This is a genomic window from Pseudarthrobacter sp. J47 (assembly GCF_049810315.1).
Taxonomy (GTDB): Bacteria; Actinomycetota; Actinomycetes; order Actinomycetales; family Micrococcaceae; genus Arthrobacter.
The window spans coordinates 1,732,428-1,746,937 of sequence record NZ_CP187358.1; the positions used below are offsets into that span (position 1 = coordinate 1,732,428).

General features: G+C 62.5%; 13 protein-coding genes. 8 read left to right on the forward strand and 5 right to left on the reverse strand.

The annotated features are described in order from the left end of the window. Window positions 1-158: 158 nt before the first annotated feature. From ACPJW8_RS07780 to ACPJW8_RS07815, 8 genes are all read left to right on the forward strand, one after another. A complete protein-coding gene (locus ACPJW8_RS07780; protein WP_056084497.1) occupies window positions 159-446 on the forward strand; it encodes a hypothetical protein in 288 nt (95 codons plus the stop codon). A 3-nt stretch (window positions 447-449) separates the two neighbouring features. Further along, window positions 450-1,823: a type IV secretion system protein gene (locus tag ACPJW8_RS07785; RefSeq protein ID WP_330189271.1), complete on the forward strand. Its 1,374-nt coding sequence runs from the start codon at window positions 450-452 to the stop codon at window positions 1,821-1,823. Then, entirely contained in the window at window positions 1,816-3,312 is a 1,497-nt protein-coding gene (locus tag ACPJW8_RS07790; protein ID WP_330189272.1) for an SCO6880 family protein, read from the forward strand. Before ACPJW8_RS07785 ends, ACPJW8_RS07790 begins: the two co-directional genes overlap by 8 nt. A gap of 227 nt (window positions 3,313-3,539) precedes the next feature. Next, on the forward strand, window positions 3,540-4,754 hold the full coding sequence (locus ACPJW8_RS07795) for a hypothetical protein (RefSeq protein ID WP_082497496.1): 1,215 nt from the start codon (window positions 3,540-3,542) through the stop codon (window positions 4,752-4,754). 89 nt (window positions 4,755-4,843) lie between these two features. After that, window positions 4,844-6,574 carry a type IV secretory system conjugative DNA transfer family protein gene (locus ACPJW8_RS07800; protein ID WP_330189273.1) on the forward strand — a complete coding sequence of 577 codons (1,731 nt, stop codon included), beginning with the start codon at window positions 4,844-4,846 and terminating at the stop codon, window positions 6,572-6,574. Continuing rightward, window positions 6,561-7,073: a hypothetical protein gene (locus ACPJW8_RS07805; protein ID WP_330189274.1), complete on the forward strand. Its 513-nt coding sequence runs from the start codon at window positions 6,561-6,563 to the stop codon at window positions 7,071-7,073. The genes ACPJW8_RS07800 and ACPJW8_RS07805 overlap by 14 nt, the downstream gene beginning before the upstream one ends. Before the next feature lie 84 nt (window positions 7,074-7,157). After that, entirely contained in the window at window positions 7,158-8,318 is a 1,161-nt protein-coding gene (locus ACPJW8_RS07810; RefSeq protein ID WP_330189275.1) for an ArdC-like ssDNA-binding domain-containing protein, read from the forward strand. Window positions 8,319-8,375: 57 nt separating this feature from the next. Continuing rightward, on the forward strand, window positions 8,376-8,879 hold the full coding sequence (locus ACPJW8_RS07815) for a single-stranded DNA-binding protein (protein WP_330189276.1): 504 nt from the start codon (window positions 8,376-8,378) through the stop codon (window positions 8,877-8,879). A gap of 98 nt (window positions 8,880-8,977) precedes the next feature. Here the strand turns inward: ACPJW8_RS07815 and ACPJW8_RS07820 are convergent, their stop codons facing one another. The 5 genes from ACPJW8_RS07820 to ACPJW8_RS07840 all read right to left on the reverse strand — a co-directional run bounded on the left by ACPJW8_RS07820 (window position 8,978) and on the right by ACPJW8_RS07840 (window position 14,188). Further along, window positions 8,978-9,121 carry a hypothetical protein gene (locus ACPJW8_RS07820; protein ID WP_330189277.1) on the reverse strand — a complete coding sequence of 48 codons (144 nt, stop codon included), beginning with the start codon at window positions 9,119-9,121 and terminating at the stop codon, window positions 8,978-8,980. A 95-nt stretch (window positions 9,122-9,216) separates the two neighbouring features. Beyond that, the gene (locus tag ACPJW8_RS07825; protein WP_330189278.1) at window positions 9,217-9,501 is read right to left on the reverse strand and encodes a hypothetical protein; all 285 of its coding nucleotides are present in this window, start codon (window positions 9,499-9,501) and stop codon (window positions 9,217-9,219) included. A gap of 65 nt (window positions 9,502-9,566) precedes the next feature. Beyond that, the gene (locus tag ACPJW8_RS07830; protein ID WP_330189279.1) at window positions 9,567-10,097 is read right to left on the reverse strand and encodes a hypothetical protein; all 531 of its coding nucleotides are present in this window, start codon (window positions 10,095-10,097) and stop codon (window positions 9,567-9,569) included. Window positions 10,098-10,118: 21 nt separating this feature from the next. Continuing rightward, window positions 10,119-13,682: a MobF family relaxase gene (mobF, locus tag ACPJW8_RS07835; protein ID WP_425256437.1), complete on the reverse strand. Its 3,564-nt coding sequence runs from the start codon at window positions 13,680-13,682 to the stop codon at window positions 10,119-10,121. After that, window positions 13,679-14,188: a hypothetical protein gene (locus tag ACPJW8_RS07840; RefSeq protein ID WP_330189281.1), complete on the reverse strand. Its 510-nt coding sequence runs from the start codon at window positions 14,186-14,188 to the stop codon at window positions 13,679-13,681. The genes mobF and ACPJW8_RS07840 overlap by 4 nt, the downstream gene beginning before the upstream one ends. Between the last annotated feature and the right edge of the window lie 322 nt (window positions 14,189-14,510).

A 14,510-nucleotide genomic window follows, 5' to 3' on the forward strand; every position in this document is an offset into this window, starting at 1 on the left:
CCTATGGGCAGTTTTTCATGGCCGCTAACACCGTCCCGCTGTCGTGACCAAGGCTCTGCCAATAGTCATGCCAAGAAGTCATGTCGCTCCGTCCCGCCACTTCCATGAACCCGTGAGCTCATCTGCTCACTCCATGGAATACTACGGACGGAGCACCAATGTTTTTTGCAGCGGTGGACCCGGGGATCACCCCGAACGCGAGCTTTCCCTTCCTGGAATCGCTTAAACAGATCGGCGGGGGCATCCTCGTGGGCGCCTTCATCATCATCGCCATCGTGGCAATCATCGGTGCCGCGATGCTGCTGGCGGGCAAGCTTAGCCAGTCATCCCGCCTCGCCTCCGGCGGGGGCGTGATCCTCCTTTGGACGGGACCGGTGGCCGCCATTCTCGGCGGCATCAACGGCTACATCCTCTGGTCGCAGACGGCGTTCCCTCTCGGGTTTTAGCTCATGCCTGTTGAGTGCGACCTCAATGGATGGTGGCCACCCGGCTGCGGCCTGGTCTCCCAAGCCAACGACAACGTCTTGGGTGCGGTCACCTCACTATTCGCCAACATCCTTCAGAACATGGCGTCCTGGCTGTGGGCTTTCATCACCGGCGCCTTCACCGTATCGAACGTGGACGACTCCCAGTGGCTGTCGGTCGAGGGGCTGACCAGCTGGTGGGTCATCGTCATGCTGACCCCGCTCGTTGTCGTGATGATCCTGCAAGTTCTGTCGGGGCTGGTGAGCCAGCAACCGAGACGGATCGGACGGGCGATGATTGGGGGAGCGGCCGCCATCCCACTGGTCGGGGCTGCCGTGTATCTCGTCCGGCAACTGACGCGGGCAAGTGACTTAGCCTCAGCCGCGCTGCTCGAATCGATTGGTTCTGACCCATACCTCGTGTTCATGAGGCTTTTCGGATTTGAACGGGCACCAGAAGGAAGTGGTCGTGAATGGAACTTGGTCTCGCTGGCACCTGGGACGACAGGGGGCCCAGCGGGCGCCGTCGTCGTTACAGCGATGGCAGTTATCGTCGTGTGGATTCTTGCCTTCATCCTGATGTGCTCGATGATCTTCCGCTCCTTTGCACTCGTCGTCTTGGCGGCCGTCGCGCCGGTGGCGTTGATGCTTCTGCCCTGGGACAAGACAAAGTCCTGGGCACGCCGCTGGTGCGAGGTGGTCATTGCCCTGGTGGTGGCGAAACCCTTAGCCGGAACGGTCTTGGCCGTTGCAGTGAAGCTCTTTGCAGAGTCCGAGTCCTTTGCCGGATTGGCAGCTGGCACGGTGGGCATGGCGCTTGCCTGCGGCGCACCTCTGATGGCCCTGCGCTTGGTTAGCTTCGCAGGCGGGGAACTCGCGGCAGCAGCCCAAACGGCCGGTGGCGGCCACGTCCTTTCCCGGAGCAGCAGTGTGGCGGCTCGCCAGATCAGTCGGCAGACAGGTGGTCGCCTGACGCTTGCCGGACTAGTAAATCGGTCCACCATGACCCGACCGATCAGCTCAAGCCGCAGCCTCTTCCCGACACAAGTGCTGGCACCGGCCGTACGGTCCGGGATGCCGTCGCCCCAGAGTGACGGCGGCCAGTTGGCCTTGAGAACCTCGCCCTCCAACGGAGGCCCGAACACCCTGCACCCACCGGGGTCGCAGCAGGGCTTAGTGCGCATAGACCCTCACGAAAACAGCGGTACCGCCCCGGCATCCGCCCGGCAGGCCCCACTCGGAGATGTCGAACCGCGAGCGCATCCCAACGCAAGCCCACCGGCCCCTTCGAGGGTGCGGCCTCCGAAACCCCATCCACCAAGAATCGACCCTCCGAACGGAGGAAACCCATATGTCTGACGAGGCTCGTGCCCTCGAGGCCGTCAAATTCCCGAGGTACGAGCGCCGCGGCTTCTTCCTCGGCCTCAAGTGGTACCAGTTGCTGATCGTCGCAGGGGGAGGGGCAGTTGCCATAGTGGCTTCTGCCAGCAGTGGGCCGGTTGGCCTTTTTTCCTCCGGACCCCTCTGGCTTGGGCTTATGCTGCTCGGGCTCCTCCAGTACTCCCGCATTCCTTATCCCGTATGGGCGAAACAGCTCGCTGTGTTCTTCTACCGGGCAGCGGCAGGGCAAACACGGTTCCTTGCAAAGCCCGCAGCTCCGCAACTGGCTGGCCGACTCGCGCTCCCGGGCGGTCTCGGCAACCTGGAGATCCGAACAACGGCCAGTGGTGAGTGCTTCATTGTCGACCGTCACGGCAGGGAGGCGATCGCAGTCTTGCGCTGCAGCACTAGGTCTTTTGCACTCTTGGACGCAGACGACAAAGCCTGGGCGGTCCAGGCCTGGTCGCGTGTGCAAGCGGGCATGGCCCAGCGGCCAGGCGTGGCCAGGATCGCCGTCCAGGATTACACGGTGCCCTATCCGTCGTCGGCGCTCTGGGAGTTCTACAAAGACAACGCCATCCCGGCGCAGGCTGGCGAGAAGACTGCGTGGGGACAGCGCGCGTATGAGGACTTGCTCGGTGCAGCCGGATCGACCATGAGCCACGAACTCTTGGTCGCGGTTGTCTTCGACACAAGCAAGGCTCGACGACGGATCAAGGAGTCGGGCGGGGGACTGGTGGGCCTGGAACGCGTCCTGAGACTGGAAGTCGAGGCCATGAAGACGTCGCTCGGTACGCACAGCGTGAAGGTAGAAGAGTGGATTGGTGAAGTCGGACTGCTCAGCATCATCGGTGGCGCATTCGATCCCGCCGCTTTTCCGGCCGCCAAAGCGCCGGCGGCGGCAGCCCCGCCGTCGGACGAACCGGCAAGTAAGGCGATGGATACTCTCCACCGCCACGGCCCGATGGCAGTTGAGGAACACTGGACCTACCTGCGGACAGACACCGGGTTCCACCAGACCTTCTGGATCGCTGAATGGCCCCGCCAGAAAGTCTTCCCGGGCTTCCTGCACCCCTTGATCTATGTGGGAGAATTCCGCCACACGTTCACGGAAGTCATACGGGCAGTGCCCACCGCTGAAGCCCTCCGTGACATCCGCTCCGCCCAGGAGGCGCATGAAACCCGCCGCCGCATCAACGCCCGCTTCGATAGGCCGCTCACCCGTGAGCAAAAGGCCGAGGAAGAAGAAGTGATCCAGAGGGAGGAAGAGATAGTCGCCGGCCATGGTGACGTCCGCCCGGCGGCCTACATCACCGTTACGGCGGCCTCACCGGAGGACTTGGCACGGCATCGCCAGGAACTTGAGTCCGCTGCCGCCGGGGCATTCGTTGAGCTTCGGCTTCTCTACGGACAGCAATGGGCCGCGTTTGTCGCCGGCGGGCTGCCGCTAGGAAGGGGGCTGCGGTGAAACAGGCATTGAAAAGCTTCGAGTACCTACCCTCGGGAAAGACCCGGACGGAACGGAAGGCACGACGGCGGCCCGCACCACCCGCTGCAGGGTGGGCGAGTGCCGGGGAAGGCGAAAAGCAGCGCGACCCCCAGGGGCTTCGCCTCGCGGGTGACTGGGGGAGAAACGAGCCAAACTCGCTGCGGGGTCCGCATCGGTTACGGCCCGCGCCCCACCGTGCATCGACCATGACGTTTGCGGCCGCGTACCCGTTCCTTACAGAGTCGGGGCTTGGACACGAGGGAACCTACATCGGCACCGACGTGTTCGGGTCCGGGGCCTTCTCCTACGATCCATGGATCCTGTACGACAAGGGGATCATCAGCGGCCCCTCCATTGTTGTGATCGGGACGGTCGGCACCGGCAAGTCAATGTGCGGCAAGTCGTTGGTAACGCGGTCAATCACCCTAGGACGAAAGGCAGCTGTCGCGTCTGACCCCAAGGGCGAGTGGGTTGCGGTAGCGGAGGCTGTTGGCGGCAAAGTCATATCCATTGGCCCGGGCCGCCCTGCAAGGGTGAATCCCCTCGACGCCGGTCCCCGCTCCACTGCCCTTACAGAGGCTCAGTGGCAAGCGGTGGTGAGGCAACGCCGTCGCTATCTCCTGGGAGCCTTGGTTTCACTCATGCGGCAGGGCACGCCCCTTCGGCCTGTGGAGCACACGGCCTTGGACATCGCACTCATGGAAACCATGGCCGAGAACTCAAACCCAACCCTGCCCATGGTGCTGGACCACCTCCTCAAGCCGTCGAAGGAGATGACCGCCCTGGTCGGCTCAGACGGAGCAACCGCCGTCAGCCATTCCCTGCGACGTACAGTGTCCGGTGATCTCGAAGGGATGTTCGACGCACCATCCACGGTGGCCTTCGACGCAGACGCCCCCATGATGGTGATGGATACGTCAGCACTGATCGGCGCATCCGAGCAGGCGCTTTCGCTGGCCGCAGCGTGCGGCGCCACGTGGTTGGAAGCGGCCATCACCAATCCCGACGGCGGGAAGCGGCTTGTGGTGTACGACGAGGGTTGGCGGATGCTCGCAGATCCGTACATGTTGGCAAAGATGAGCGAGCAGTGGCGACTCGCCAGAACCTACGGGATCGCGAACCTGCTCATCATGCACAAGGTCGCGGACCTGAACGAGATCGGTGACAGCACGAGTGGACACAGGCAGAAAGCCCTGGGCCTGCTGACTGAGGCTGACACCAGGGTCATTTACCGGCAGAAGCACGATGCGATGCGCCTGACCAAGGAAGCGCTCGGCCTGACCGAAGCTGAATGCGAGCATGTTGAGAACCTTCCGAAGGGTGTCGGGCTCTGGAAAGTGGGCAACCGCTCCTTCATCGTTGCCAATCGAGTGACCACTGACGAGCTTGCCGTTTTCGGGACAGATGACAGGATGCTGTGAGACGGCCAGCGAGCTCGCGGGCGGCAAGCGACAACCCTTTGGTCACCGCTGGGCTTGTCGCCGCCGCAGCCTACGTAAGTCTCTGCGCAGTGGTGCAGGCAGCAGCGCACGTGGCCGGCTCTTGGCAGTGCGGCACCATGCCGCCGTCGCCCTTCAACCCTGCCGCCGCCGTCGGACTCATCGCCAACAGAATGGAATGGATCATTGTTCGCCGGGCTGATTGTGTGCTTGGCACAGACAGCGTCTGGTGGGTTCTCACCCCGGCTCTACTGCTGGTTGGTGCGCTCGCCGTGGGTGAGGTGGTCCTTTGGCGGCGATGGAAGCAATCGGGTAGTTGGCTGCGCCAAGACATCTTGAACCGCGACGGCGTTGCCCGCCGAGCGGAGATTCTTCACGATTTTGGGGCGAGGGCCGTGCGGAAAAGAGGAAAGTTCACGCGTCCAGGACTCGCAAACCCTTCGGTGCAGGACCTGTCGTGGACGCTGGGCCGCTCACGGGGCGTCACCGTTCATGTTTCCACGGAGGAGTCGATGGTGATTCAGGGTGCGCCACGATCCGGCAAGGGCTTGTACGTCGTCATCAACGCCATTCTTGATGCGCCGGGGGCAGTCGTCACGACATCCACGCGTGCGGACAACCTGGTGGTGACGATGAAGGCGCGGGCTTCCGGTGGGCGACCCGTGACCGTCTTTGACCCACAGGGTATGTCGGGGATTCCGTCGTCGCTTCGCTGGTCGCCGGTACGCGGGTGTGAAGACCCTGACATTGCTACCCGGCGGGCGCTGGTTATCACGGCGGACACCGAGATGAAGGGCGAGAACGCCGCCTGGCAAAAGCGCTCGCTGATAGTTCTTCAGTGCCTGCTCCATGCCGCGGCGCTGACTGGCGAGGGAGTGACGGCTTTCCGACGCTGGTCTTCCAGTCCGGTACTGGCGCGGGAAGCACTGGAGGTGCTGAGCCGGCCGGAGGCTGCACTTGGCTGGCAGGCCGACCTAATGGGCATCCTGGAAGATGACCCTCGAAATACGTCCAATTCGTGGATTGGGGTTTCGGCGGCGGTGGCGCCTCTGTCCTCGCCCAAGGTGCTGGCCGCGCTGAATCCGCAGGATGCGTCTGAAGAGTTTAATCCGAAAGCCTTCATCCGGGAGCGGGGAACCCTGTACCTGATTGGCACTCGGGCTGGAGCCGCTGCCGCAGGGCCGTACTTGTCCGCGCTGATTGATGACATCGACAATGCAGCGCGGGAAATGGCCTTCGTATCGCCAGGAGGACGGCTGGAGCCACCTCTTTCCTTGATCCTCGACGAAATCGCCAACCTGGCCCCATGGCCCGGGCTGCCTGTGGCGCTGTCCGACGGCGGCGGTATCGGGATCTCAACGCTCGTCGTTTTGCAGTCGTTGTCCCAAGCCCGATCAGGCTGGTCCATCGATGAGGCATCGACCATCTGGGACTCGGCGATCATCAAGGTGATCTTTGGCGGTGGATCCGACGAGAGGGACCTGCGCTCGCTAGCGGGTTTGCTGGGGGAGAGGAGCCTCACCCTCACCACGCGGTCCTGGTCCTCCGCTGGCAGGCAGGACGGGGAGCAGATACGCGAAAGTCCTGTGATTGCTCTGGACGAGATTCGGCGCCTGCCCGCAGGCACCGCGCTCATGCTTGGGCGGCGGACTCGACCGATCCTGCTCGACCTACTCGAGTGGCACAAGCGTAAAGACGCAGGGGAGCTGCGCCGCTTGAAGGCGGAGATGGAGCGCATCTTGGCCGACGGGCACAGGGAGCGTCAACAAAAGACCGAAGGGGAGCCGGATGCGCAGCCATGACGAGACCGAGGAGTTCGATGTCCCGTCTGCCGGCTCCTTTGGGGACGACGAGATCACCGCGCAGTTGTTTCGATCCGCTTTTGGTGCTTCAGCTGCTTCCAAGAGCGTGACCCGTCGCTGGCGGGACATGACGGCCGAACAGGCGCAGGAAGTCTGGGGCGCCCTTTTCTCATGGGTGCGATGGCTTGTCGCGACTTATCAACTGACGACGTCGGTCGTTCCAGACTGCTGGTGGCGTCACCCCGAGATTGTGGCTGAGTTGTATGCGCTTCACCGCGCCGAGCTTGCCTCCTACGCCCAAGATGACCCGGGTTTCGGCCCGCTTGCCTTTCACGAAAGGCTCCCGCACGCCGTCGAACGCTTGCGGATGCACACCAGGACTGCCGGGTGTGTAGGGCTGCAGGCACATAAGGAGCCTGCGCCTCGAATCCTGTCTGGTGATGACCCTGACTTTGTTGAGTGGCGGAAGGCTGCTCATCAATTGGTTGCTGACTTCTGAGTCATGTCGCTCTTGAGGTGCTTAACCATGAACGGGTGTCTGCGCAGCGATGCTGCGGTCCAAGAAGCATGAAGGGTGGCTGTCGTGGCCGCTACACCTGAAGTTCCATCTAGCATTTTGCCTGATCAGAGCTCTCCGGAAGCCAGCGTCGGCGCTCGCCGTATGGCGCCCGAGGAGCGAATCGCCTCATTGATGGATGGCCTGCACTCGATCCTTGAGGAGGCGGTCGAGTCACCTTCACATTGGCAGGTTCTGCTCGATGCCTCAGCCAATTTGTGGCGGTACTCAGGTGGCAACGTCGCCTTGCTCATGATGCAGATGGCGCAGCGGGGTACGGACGAGCCGACGCTCGTCGCAGGGTACAAGGAATGGGAACGACACGGCCGCGCTGTTCTTCGGGGCGAGCATGCCCTGTGGGTCATTGCGCCTCGGACTGCCCGTGTGCAGCAGATGCTGCTGCCCGACGGTACGCGCCAGCGCATTCCTCTGGGTGACACGCTTCCCAAGGGTGCTGTAGATGAAGGGAAGAAGACTCTCATCACGGGTTGGCGTGGCCAGGCCGTCTTCGACGTTTCCCAGACCCAGGGGGCTCCGCTGCTGATTCCCAAGCCGAGTGATGCCCCGGCCATCGACGCGCCGCACTTATGGGGGTCGCTGGCCCGGGTTGCACGCACGCACGGCTTCTCTATCCAGGTCACAGATGCGCAGTTCGGGCTGACGAGCGGCTTCACCGACTTCGCGCAGCATCAGATTCAAGTAGGGGGCTGGCTGAATGCGGAGGAGCGGGTCGCCGTCCTGGCGCACGAGCTCGGTCATGTTTTGCTGCATGGGCCGGATGACAAGGTGGGAAAGCTGTACGGGAGCAGTGTGGACCACCGCGGCCTCGCCGAAGTCGAGGCGGAGTCTGTGGCGTACACGATCCTCAAGGCTCATGGCATCGACCGGGGTCCGCAGTCTGCAAGCTACCTGGCCGGCTGGGCTGATGCAGTGATTGAAGCGGAGCACTCAACCGCTGTGAACAACTCGTCTGCGAAGCAACCCGCCTCGCGGGTGGATATTGCGAAGTCAGTCTTAGGCCGCGTCACGGCGGCAAGCAAGGACATCCTCGAATCCACGAATCCGCAGGGTTTTGGTGGGAAGGTTCCCACTGCTGAAGTCTCGCCCCGGGTCCAGGGCCAGGAGACCTATGCGGGCTTGGAGCAGCCGGGCGAGCCGTCCCGTGGCTTGGAGATCTCGGGCCCCTAGGGCATCCACCAACTGTTGGACGGGAGAGCCCCGTCTACGAATGAAAGGGCAGAAGATATGAGCACCAAGATTCCGGTCAACATTGTTGGCAATCTCGTTGCGGACCCCGAGCTCACGTATGGGGAGTCGGGTGTAGCACACGCCAAACTGCGGGTTGCTGTGAACCAGCGGATTCAGGGAGCAGACGGCTCCTGGCAGGACGGAGAGCCTGTTTTCCACAACGTCTCCGCGTTCCGGGCGCTCGCAGAGAATGCTTCGAACTCCTTGAAGAAGGGCGACCCGGTTACGGTGTCGGGGGAACTCGAGTTCCGTGCCTTCGAAAAGGACGGGGAGAAGCGTGAAGCGCGCCGCATTGTGGCTGAAACCATCGGCCCTGACCTCCGCTTCGGCACGGCTGCTTACCATCGCTCTCCACGTGCCGCGGCTGGTCCAGAAGCTGGAGTGGGTGCTGGCCTGCAGGCGGCTCCCGAAGCAGCGCAACCCGCCTACAGCATCGCTACGAAGGGACCGGTGGCCGCGCCCCCTTTAGGCGGGCCGGCGCGGGCTGACATAAGCATGTAGCTGACTGCTGCTGGCAGTGTGATGGCCTGATCCTCATTGGACCAGGCCATCACGTTGTCAACGCTCCACATGTACCTCAGACGCTTTCGGCCGCCGCTTTAAGACAGTCGGCGGAACTGTCCAGGCTTCACCTGCACCAGGATCGGCAGCGCGAGCTGGACCGGTGCGGCGCCGACCGGCTTGTCGAGAAGATCGTTGATCGACGTCTGTCCTCTCAGCTCCCGTAAGGGATCTCTTTCCATGCCCACGACCCTAGGCACGACCGCGAGCCTTGCGTTTCTTCGACACGCGCGACGCTACCCGATGGTTACCTGAGCGTCGCCGGGATGGCTGCCAACTACAGCGCACTACTGCCCTTCCACTCATCAGGCTTTACACGCCTGATGCTCGAGGAATGCGCCCAACCCATGTGGTATTTGCCGGAATTATCCAGCCACTCGATGAGGCCGTACTTGTGGGTCCACCCGACGGCTTTGCCATAAATTCCGCTGACGTACACAAGCGGACGCCCATACTTCGGGAAATCTCGGATGGGTGCGGTGTCATCTATTGGCCGGCTTGCTTCGGCGTCCATGCGAATCATCATTCGCTCGACATCTTCAAGGGAGCCGGACTTGATCATGAAGCTATTTTAGAACATACATTCGAATGTCTGTATCGCCAGAGTGTCGTAACAGTAGATGCCGCTTAGGGGCTCCGGCCTTCGGCGGGTGCCCAAGCTAAGCAGTCGGCGGCTCGAATGAAATACGTCTCAGGCCAGGGTGCGCTCGGCATTACTTGAGTGGGGTCGGGGGCGATGAGCAGGACGGACCCTGGCCATAGTGGTTCGGGTAGTGCTTCTATCCAGGCGCGCTGAACGTGGTTGAAGCGGTTCCACATGATGGTGACCCACGCGCCGGTGGGTTGCACCGCGTCGACGCTGAGGAGGGTCACCTCTGTCGTGGTCCCGCTGGCCAGCTTAGCGTTGTCGAAGGATCGCCATCTGTTTGCTGCCTTAGCCAGCCAGGTCCGCCGTCGAGCGGATCTTTTCCCCCATAACAGCGCCAGCACTAAAACAGTTGCCAGCAACAAGCTGCCAACGATGACCTTCATGACGAGAGGAAGTTCCGTGGCGGCCAAGGCTATGAGTGAGAGGGCAAAGCCTATGAAGACAACCGCGCTGGCTATCACTAGTCCGGTTGTCGCTACCTTGGGTCTTACCGCCGGATTGACGACCATTCGCATTACCTCCTTATCAGATTAGAGCTGCCAGCCGGCACTTGTAAGGACGACTTGCTGAGAAAGGGCTGAATCCACATGTGAGTCATCTAGTTGAGCGGTGCCACGGCGATAAGCATTGTTGATCGCTGCGTTGATTCGTTCACGCTGGCCGCGTTGTTCCCATTCGTAATTCGTGGGAGACGGGCCCAGAGGGAGGGGAGAGTCCGGCAGCGCCCACCTGTCGCGAAAGACGGCAACGTCACGGACGAGCTGCCAGGTTTCGCCGCTGGTGCTATCTCCGACGGCTTCGAGCAAAGCACGTTTCCACTCAGGATCGGCTGTCAGCGCTGCCATGCTCACGGTCTCCGTCCTTTGGGAGATACGTACCCTGACCTGCTGAATCATCGACGCTAAATCAGGGCGCGGAATGGTGAGCTTTTCAACCAGAGGTTCCTCAACCGCCGTCGTCCTTCCTTTCATGAACTGGCGTAAGCGCACGCTGAGGAGGGCGCAGCGATCATTGGCACTGCTAGTTTCTTGGCAGAACTGGCTCAGTATGCGCTCGCTACGCTGCCGGCTGACGGCTGTGGCTTTCCGCCATGCCGCGACAGCTGCACCCCACGACGGAGATTGTTCGAATTCCGGTGAGGCACCAGGGGCTTGTTCGTCCAACTGCTGCCTAAGATCCAGTCCTGCCGCGATCTGCGCGAGGTAGTCATACTCCGCGTAAAGCCGCTCAAGGCTGTCCGCCTTCCTGCGCTCCGCGTCACGCACCTCGTGGGCGGTACGCTCAGCGCCTTCCGCAGCGAGTACCTCGCCGAGGATTCCCTGCCATGAGAGCTGCATGGATGGATCGAGAGCAGGATGGTCGGCGTCGTCACCTTCGCTGACGTAGGCAAAGTTGCCGGAACGGCCACGGGTCATGCTCACATACAGCAGCTCGCGCGTGAGCCGGCCCCGAGTGACTACCGTGTGGCCGGTGTCCACCGTGATGCCTTGGGAACGGTGCGCCGTGGTCGCGTAGCCCACCTCGACGGATGTCTCCAGATACGCCCGGGGGAGTAGGACGCTCGCGCCTGTGTCCCGCCGCCGCGCGAGCAGGGAGCCGTCACGCCGACTGATGCCTTCGACGTCGAACAGCGTTCCATTCCGCACGAAAGCACCGCTGCTGTCCACGAGCTTCCGGTCATTTCCCCGGGCGATGATGGCGTCACCGGAACCCGCACGTAAGCCATCGCTGAGCAACACCGTCTGATCGGGATCAACCTCACCCCGCGCCACTCGATCCGCCTGCGCCCGTTCATTGAGCATGCTGACCGTTTCGTTGTCGGCGGCGATGAGGATGGACGACTTTCCTGCCCGGGTATCGGCCTGCCACGCGAGGTACGCCTTGTCAGCCATATCCAGGTAGCTACCGTGCCGGATCCTTCCATGGTGTGCGTAGTCGGATATAGCTGCGTAGTCACCCTTCCGAAGCTTCAGCGATGCTGTGCGCTCCCACTCCTCATGGAATCTCCAGATCGTGCTCAGCCGTGTTGCCTTCCCTTGCCGGTCCAGCCAGCCAAGAACGCCGCCGGCGTCGATGGCGTCCAGCTGCCCGGGGTCGCCGACCAAAAGGATCTTCGCGCCGGCTTCCTGGGCTTGCTGTACGAGAGCTGCGAGTTGGAATGTCGAGACCATTGACGCTTCATCAACGATGATGAGCTGATTCGCATGGAAGCACCAGCGTTGCTGGGTGGCAGTGAGCTGCGCAGCCTCCTGCGCTAATGCGATGCTCCAGCGCTCGCCGACGTGCGCATTGGCCAGTTGCGTCTGGACGCTGAAGAAGCGTCCGGCCCTTGAGTTTGCGCCTTGACCCGCCGATTCATGCAGCCACTTGGTGACATTCTCGGTTGCCATAGCGAGTTCCCGGCCCAGCACTTCGGCGCTGGCAGCTGCCGGGGCGAGGCCAACAACGCTGCCGGCGCCGTACTCCGCTTCCCATACTGCCTTCACTGCACTCAGCGTGGTCGTCTTTCCCGTGCCCGCTGGCCCCACGATGGCGTCGAGCCGGTGGCCGCTCAGGACCACCTCGGCAACCGCGGCACGCTGGTCGGAGTGAAGCACTCGGCTCTCCGGCTGTTGGACTTGGTCAAGAACATCCATGATGACGCCGGCACGGACTGCCGGCCCGCCGTCGTCGTTCCTTGCCGCTATGACCGCGTCCTCACAGGCCAGTGTGGATGTATCGGTGTAGAGGCGCGATCCGTGGAAGTCGAAGACGCTTCGTGGTCCATGCAGGACATCTGCCTCGGCATGGGCGGGGACGGTGTACCGGTAGTCATTCAGCGGCACGGACTGCTGCTCGGCCGCGGTGGCGACGGCGTGCATGAGCGTGCTCCTGTCCGCCGCCGTCCGGCAACGCACCTGGGCGCAGACGCGTTCGGCTTCCGCGATGAGATTCCAGTGGTTCCAGGTGGAGCGTTTGTGAGCGACCCGCTCACGTGTCAGGGTTGCGACGGCGCAGATCCAGTCAGACGTGAAGTCAGTGAAGCCAAACGGGGCGATTCGGGAGCGGTTGATCGTGGCCGCGATTACGTCGTCCGGTGGGAATCCTTTGGCGGTGGCGCGTGCCTTCCATTCTCTGGATAGCTCGTGCAGGGGCGTGGGGAGCTCGGACTTGGGGACGCGTGTGGCCAGGGTCGCTTGCTGCCGCAGCTTGATGACCGTTGCTGTGCTTGGCGGATGGCCGTGTTCCGTTGTCCACTCCGCGACGAGGCGGTCTGTTTCCACGTTGATCAGCCGGGACCGGTTGGAGAACTCGCGGATGAGGTCCTCGTCGATCCCGGTGAGCTGCTGGCTGGGATTGCCCGTAGTGGCGACGGGAAGGCGAATGTCCGTGTCGCTGCCAAGGCGGCGGTGGAGGGCGTCGAATAAGAGCCCGTTGTAGTGTTCGCTGGCAGCCACGGCAGCCTTGTAGAGCGTGCGGGAGTCGAGGGTCACCCAGGCTCCGTCGGTCATGCGCTGGATGCGGTTGGCGATGACAAGGTGTGTGTGTAGTTGCGGGTCGCCGGTGCGCGACTCCCAATGGTCGAAGGCGGCGGCAATAGCGCCCATCGTCCCGACGTGGGCCACGCCGTTTCGGCCGGCACGTGTATGGATGACCTGCTCTTCCAGCCAGGCAAGAGTTGCCTCCACCGCCTCGTGGTGGGTGCGGAGAATCTGGTCTTGCGTACTGCGAGGGCTGAGCGCCCAGAGGACGGACACCGACTTCGGCACGCTAAAGGTCAGGTCGAAACCTACGACGGCGTGACTCACCGTGGGTGGGCCGGTTTTGTTTTCGACGGCGGTGGGTTGGCTGTGCGGGCGGCCCAGCGGTGTGCTGGTGTCCGGATGGACGGCTAAGTCGAACACTGCTTTCGCGTCTGTTTCGGCGACGACGTCGCCGGCTCTCCTGTTGATGCCTGATAGTCCGCTGCCGGTCCACCGGCCTTCAGGCGTCCCGGCTTTCATGTAGTAGGTGGTGGCGTCCGGGGGAGTGGCGGAGAGGTCATCCATCATCGTGGTCTTGAACAGGTAGCGCAGACCTGATTGTGCCGAGAGGCGCGCGATGGACATCGTCATGGCCGCGCCGCTCTTGCCTGGCGCTTGGATGGATGCCATCCGCGGCGGTTGAGGATGTCCAGCGTTGCGGGGTCCAAGGCGACGTCTTTTGCGTTCGCAAGCGAAACCAGCCATGCTGCGAGATGCGCGAGATCCTGCACGTTGGTCCGTTGCGCACGCTTCAGCCGAGCTACTTCGAGCTGGAGGACATTGTTGCTTTGACGCTGCTCGGAGTTCTCGGCCTCAAGCCGATCAATCTCATAAGACTGAGAGCGGAGCTTGGACTGGAGAATCTCGACACGGCGCTGGCAGATCTTCGTGCTCGTTTCCAGCTTGCGCTGCAATGCCTTCAGCTCGTCCGTGATAACTATGGCTCCGGAGTCAGCCGCTACCGGCACGGCAGGACGGCGGGCAGTTCGACGCATCCTGTCCCGCTTCCTGTTGCCGCAGCGGATTGAACAGAAGCGCTGACTTTTGCGGGAAGACTTGAAGCTGCCCGTGCACTCTTCGCAAATCTTGACGGTCACGATGGTTCATCAGTCCGGGGCCGGGTTTCGACATGACCGGACGTGAGCTGTCCTCACGCTGATGACCTTTGATGCCAGAGGTGTGAGCAGTTGACCTGTGATGGGCAGGTGGGGGTTTGCAACAACTGTGGCATCGGTATCGACGCTGGGCGTGTGGAGGATGAGGCGGACCGCTGAATAGTCCCACACAGCTCGTGGTACTGCTGCCGCAGATTCGAGGACAGGCAAGGCTCGGACAGGCGGAGGCCGCGCAGCTTGGATTCTTAATTGTCCAGACGCGATCTGGACAATTACGCAACACGCTGTTGCACAATTGCCAGGC

What these genes read in the sequence shown, in the direction of transcription:
- ACPJW8_RS07825 (WP_330189278.1), bottom strand. Translation starts at nt 9,501, where the DNA reads ATGATCAAGTCCGGCTCCCTTGAAGATGTCGAGCGAATGATGATTCGC.
- ACPJW8_RS07790 (WP_330189272.1), top strand. Translation starts at nt 1,816, where the DNA reads ATGTCTGACGAGGCTCGTGCCCTCGAGGCCGTCAAATTCCCGAGGTAC.
- ACPJW8_RS07795 (WP_082497496.1), top strand. Translation starts at nt 3,540, where the DNA reads ATGACGTTTGCGGCCGCGTACCCGTTCCTTACAGAGTCGGGGCTTGGA.
- mobF (WP_425256437.1), bottom strand. Translation starts at nt 13,682, where the DNA reads ATGACGATGTCCATCGCGCGCCTCTCGGCACAATCAGGTCTGCGCTAC.
- ACPJW8_RS07820 (WP_330189277.1), bottom strand. Translation starts at nt 9,121, where the DNA reads ATGGAAAGAGATCCCTTACGGGAGCTGAGAGGACAGACGTCGATCAAC.
- ACPJW8_RS07805 (WP_330189274.1), top strand. Translation starts at nt 6,561, where the DNA reads ATGCGCAGCCATGACGAGACCGAGGAGTTCGATGTCCCGTCTGCCGGC.
- ACPJW8_RS07785 (WP_330189271.1), top strand. Translation starts at nt 450, where the DNA reads ATGCCTGTTGAGTGCGACCTCAATGGATGGTGGCCACCCGGCTGCGGC.
- ACPJW8_RS07830 (WP_330189279.1), bottom strand. Translation starts at nt 10,097, where the DNA reads ATGGTCGTCAATCCGGCGGTAAGACCCAAGGTAGCGACAACCGGACTA.
- ACPJW8_RS07780 (WP_056084497.1), top strand. Translation starts at nt 159, where the DNA reads ATGTTTTTTGCAGCGGTGGACCCGGGGATCACCCCGAACGCGAGCTTT.
- ACPJW8_RS07815 (WP_330189276.1), top strand. Translation starts at nt 8,376, where the DNA reads ATGAGCACCAAGATTCCGGTCAACATTGTTGGCAATCTCGTTGCGGAC.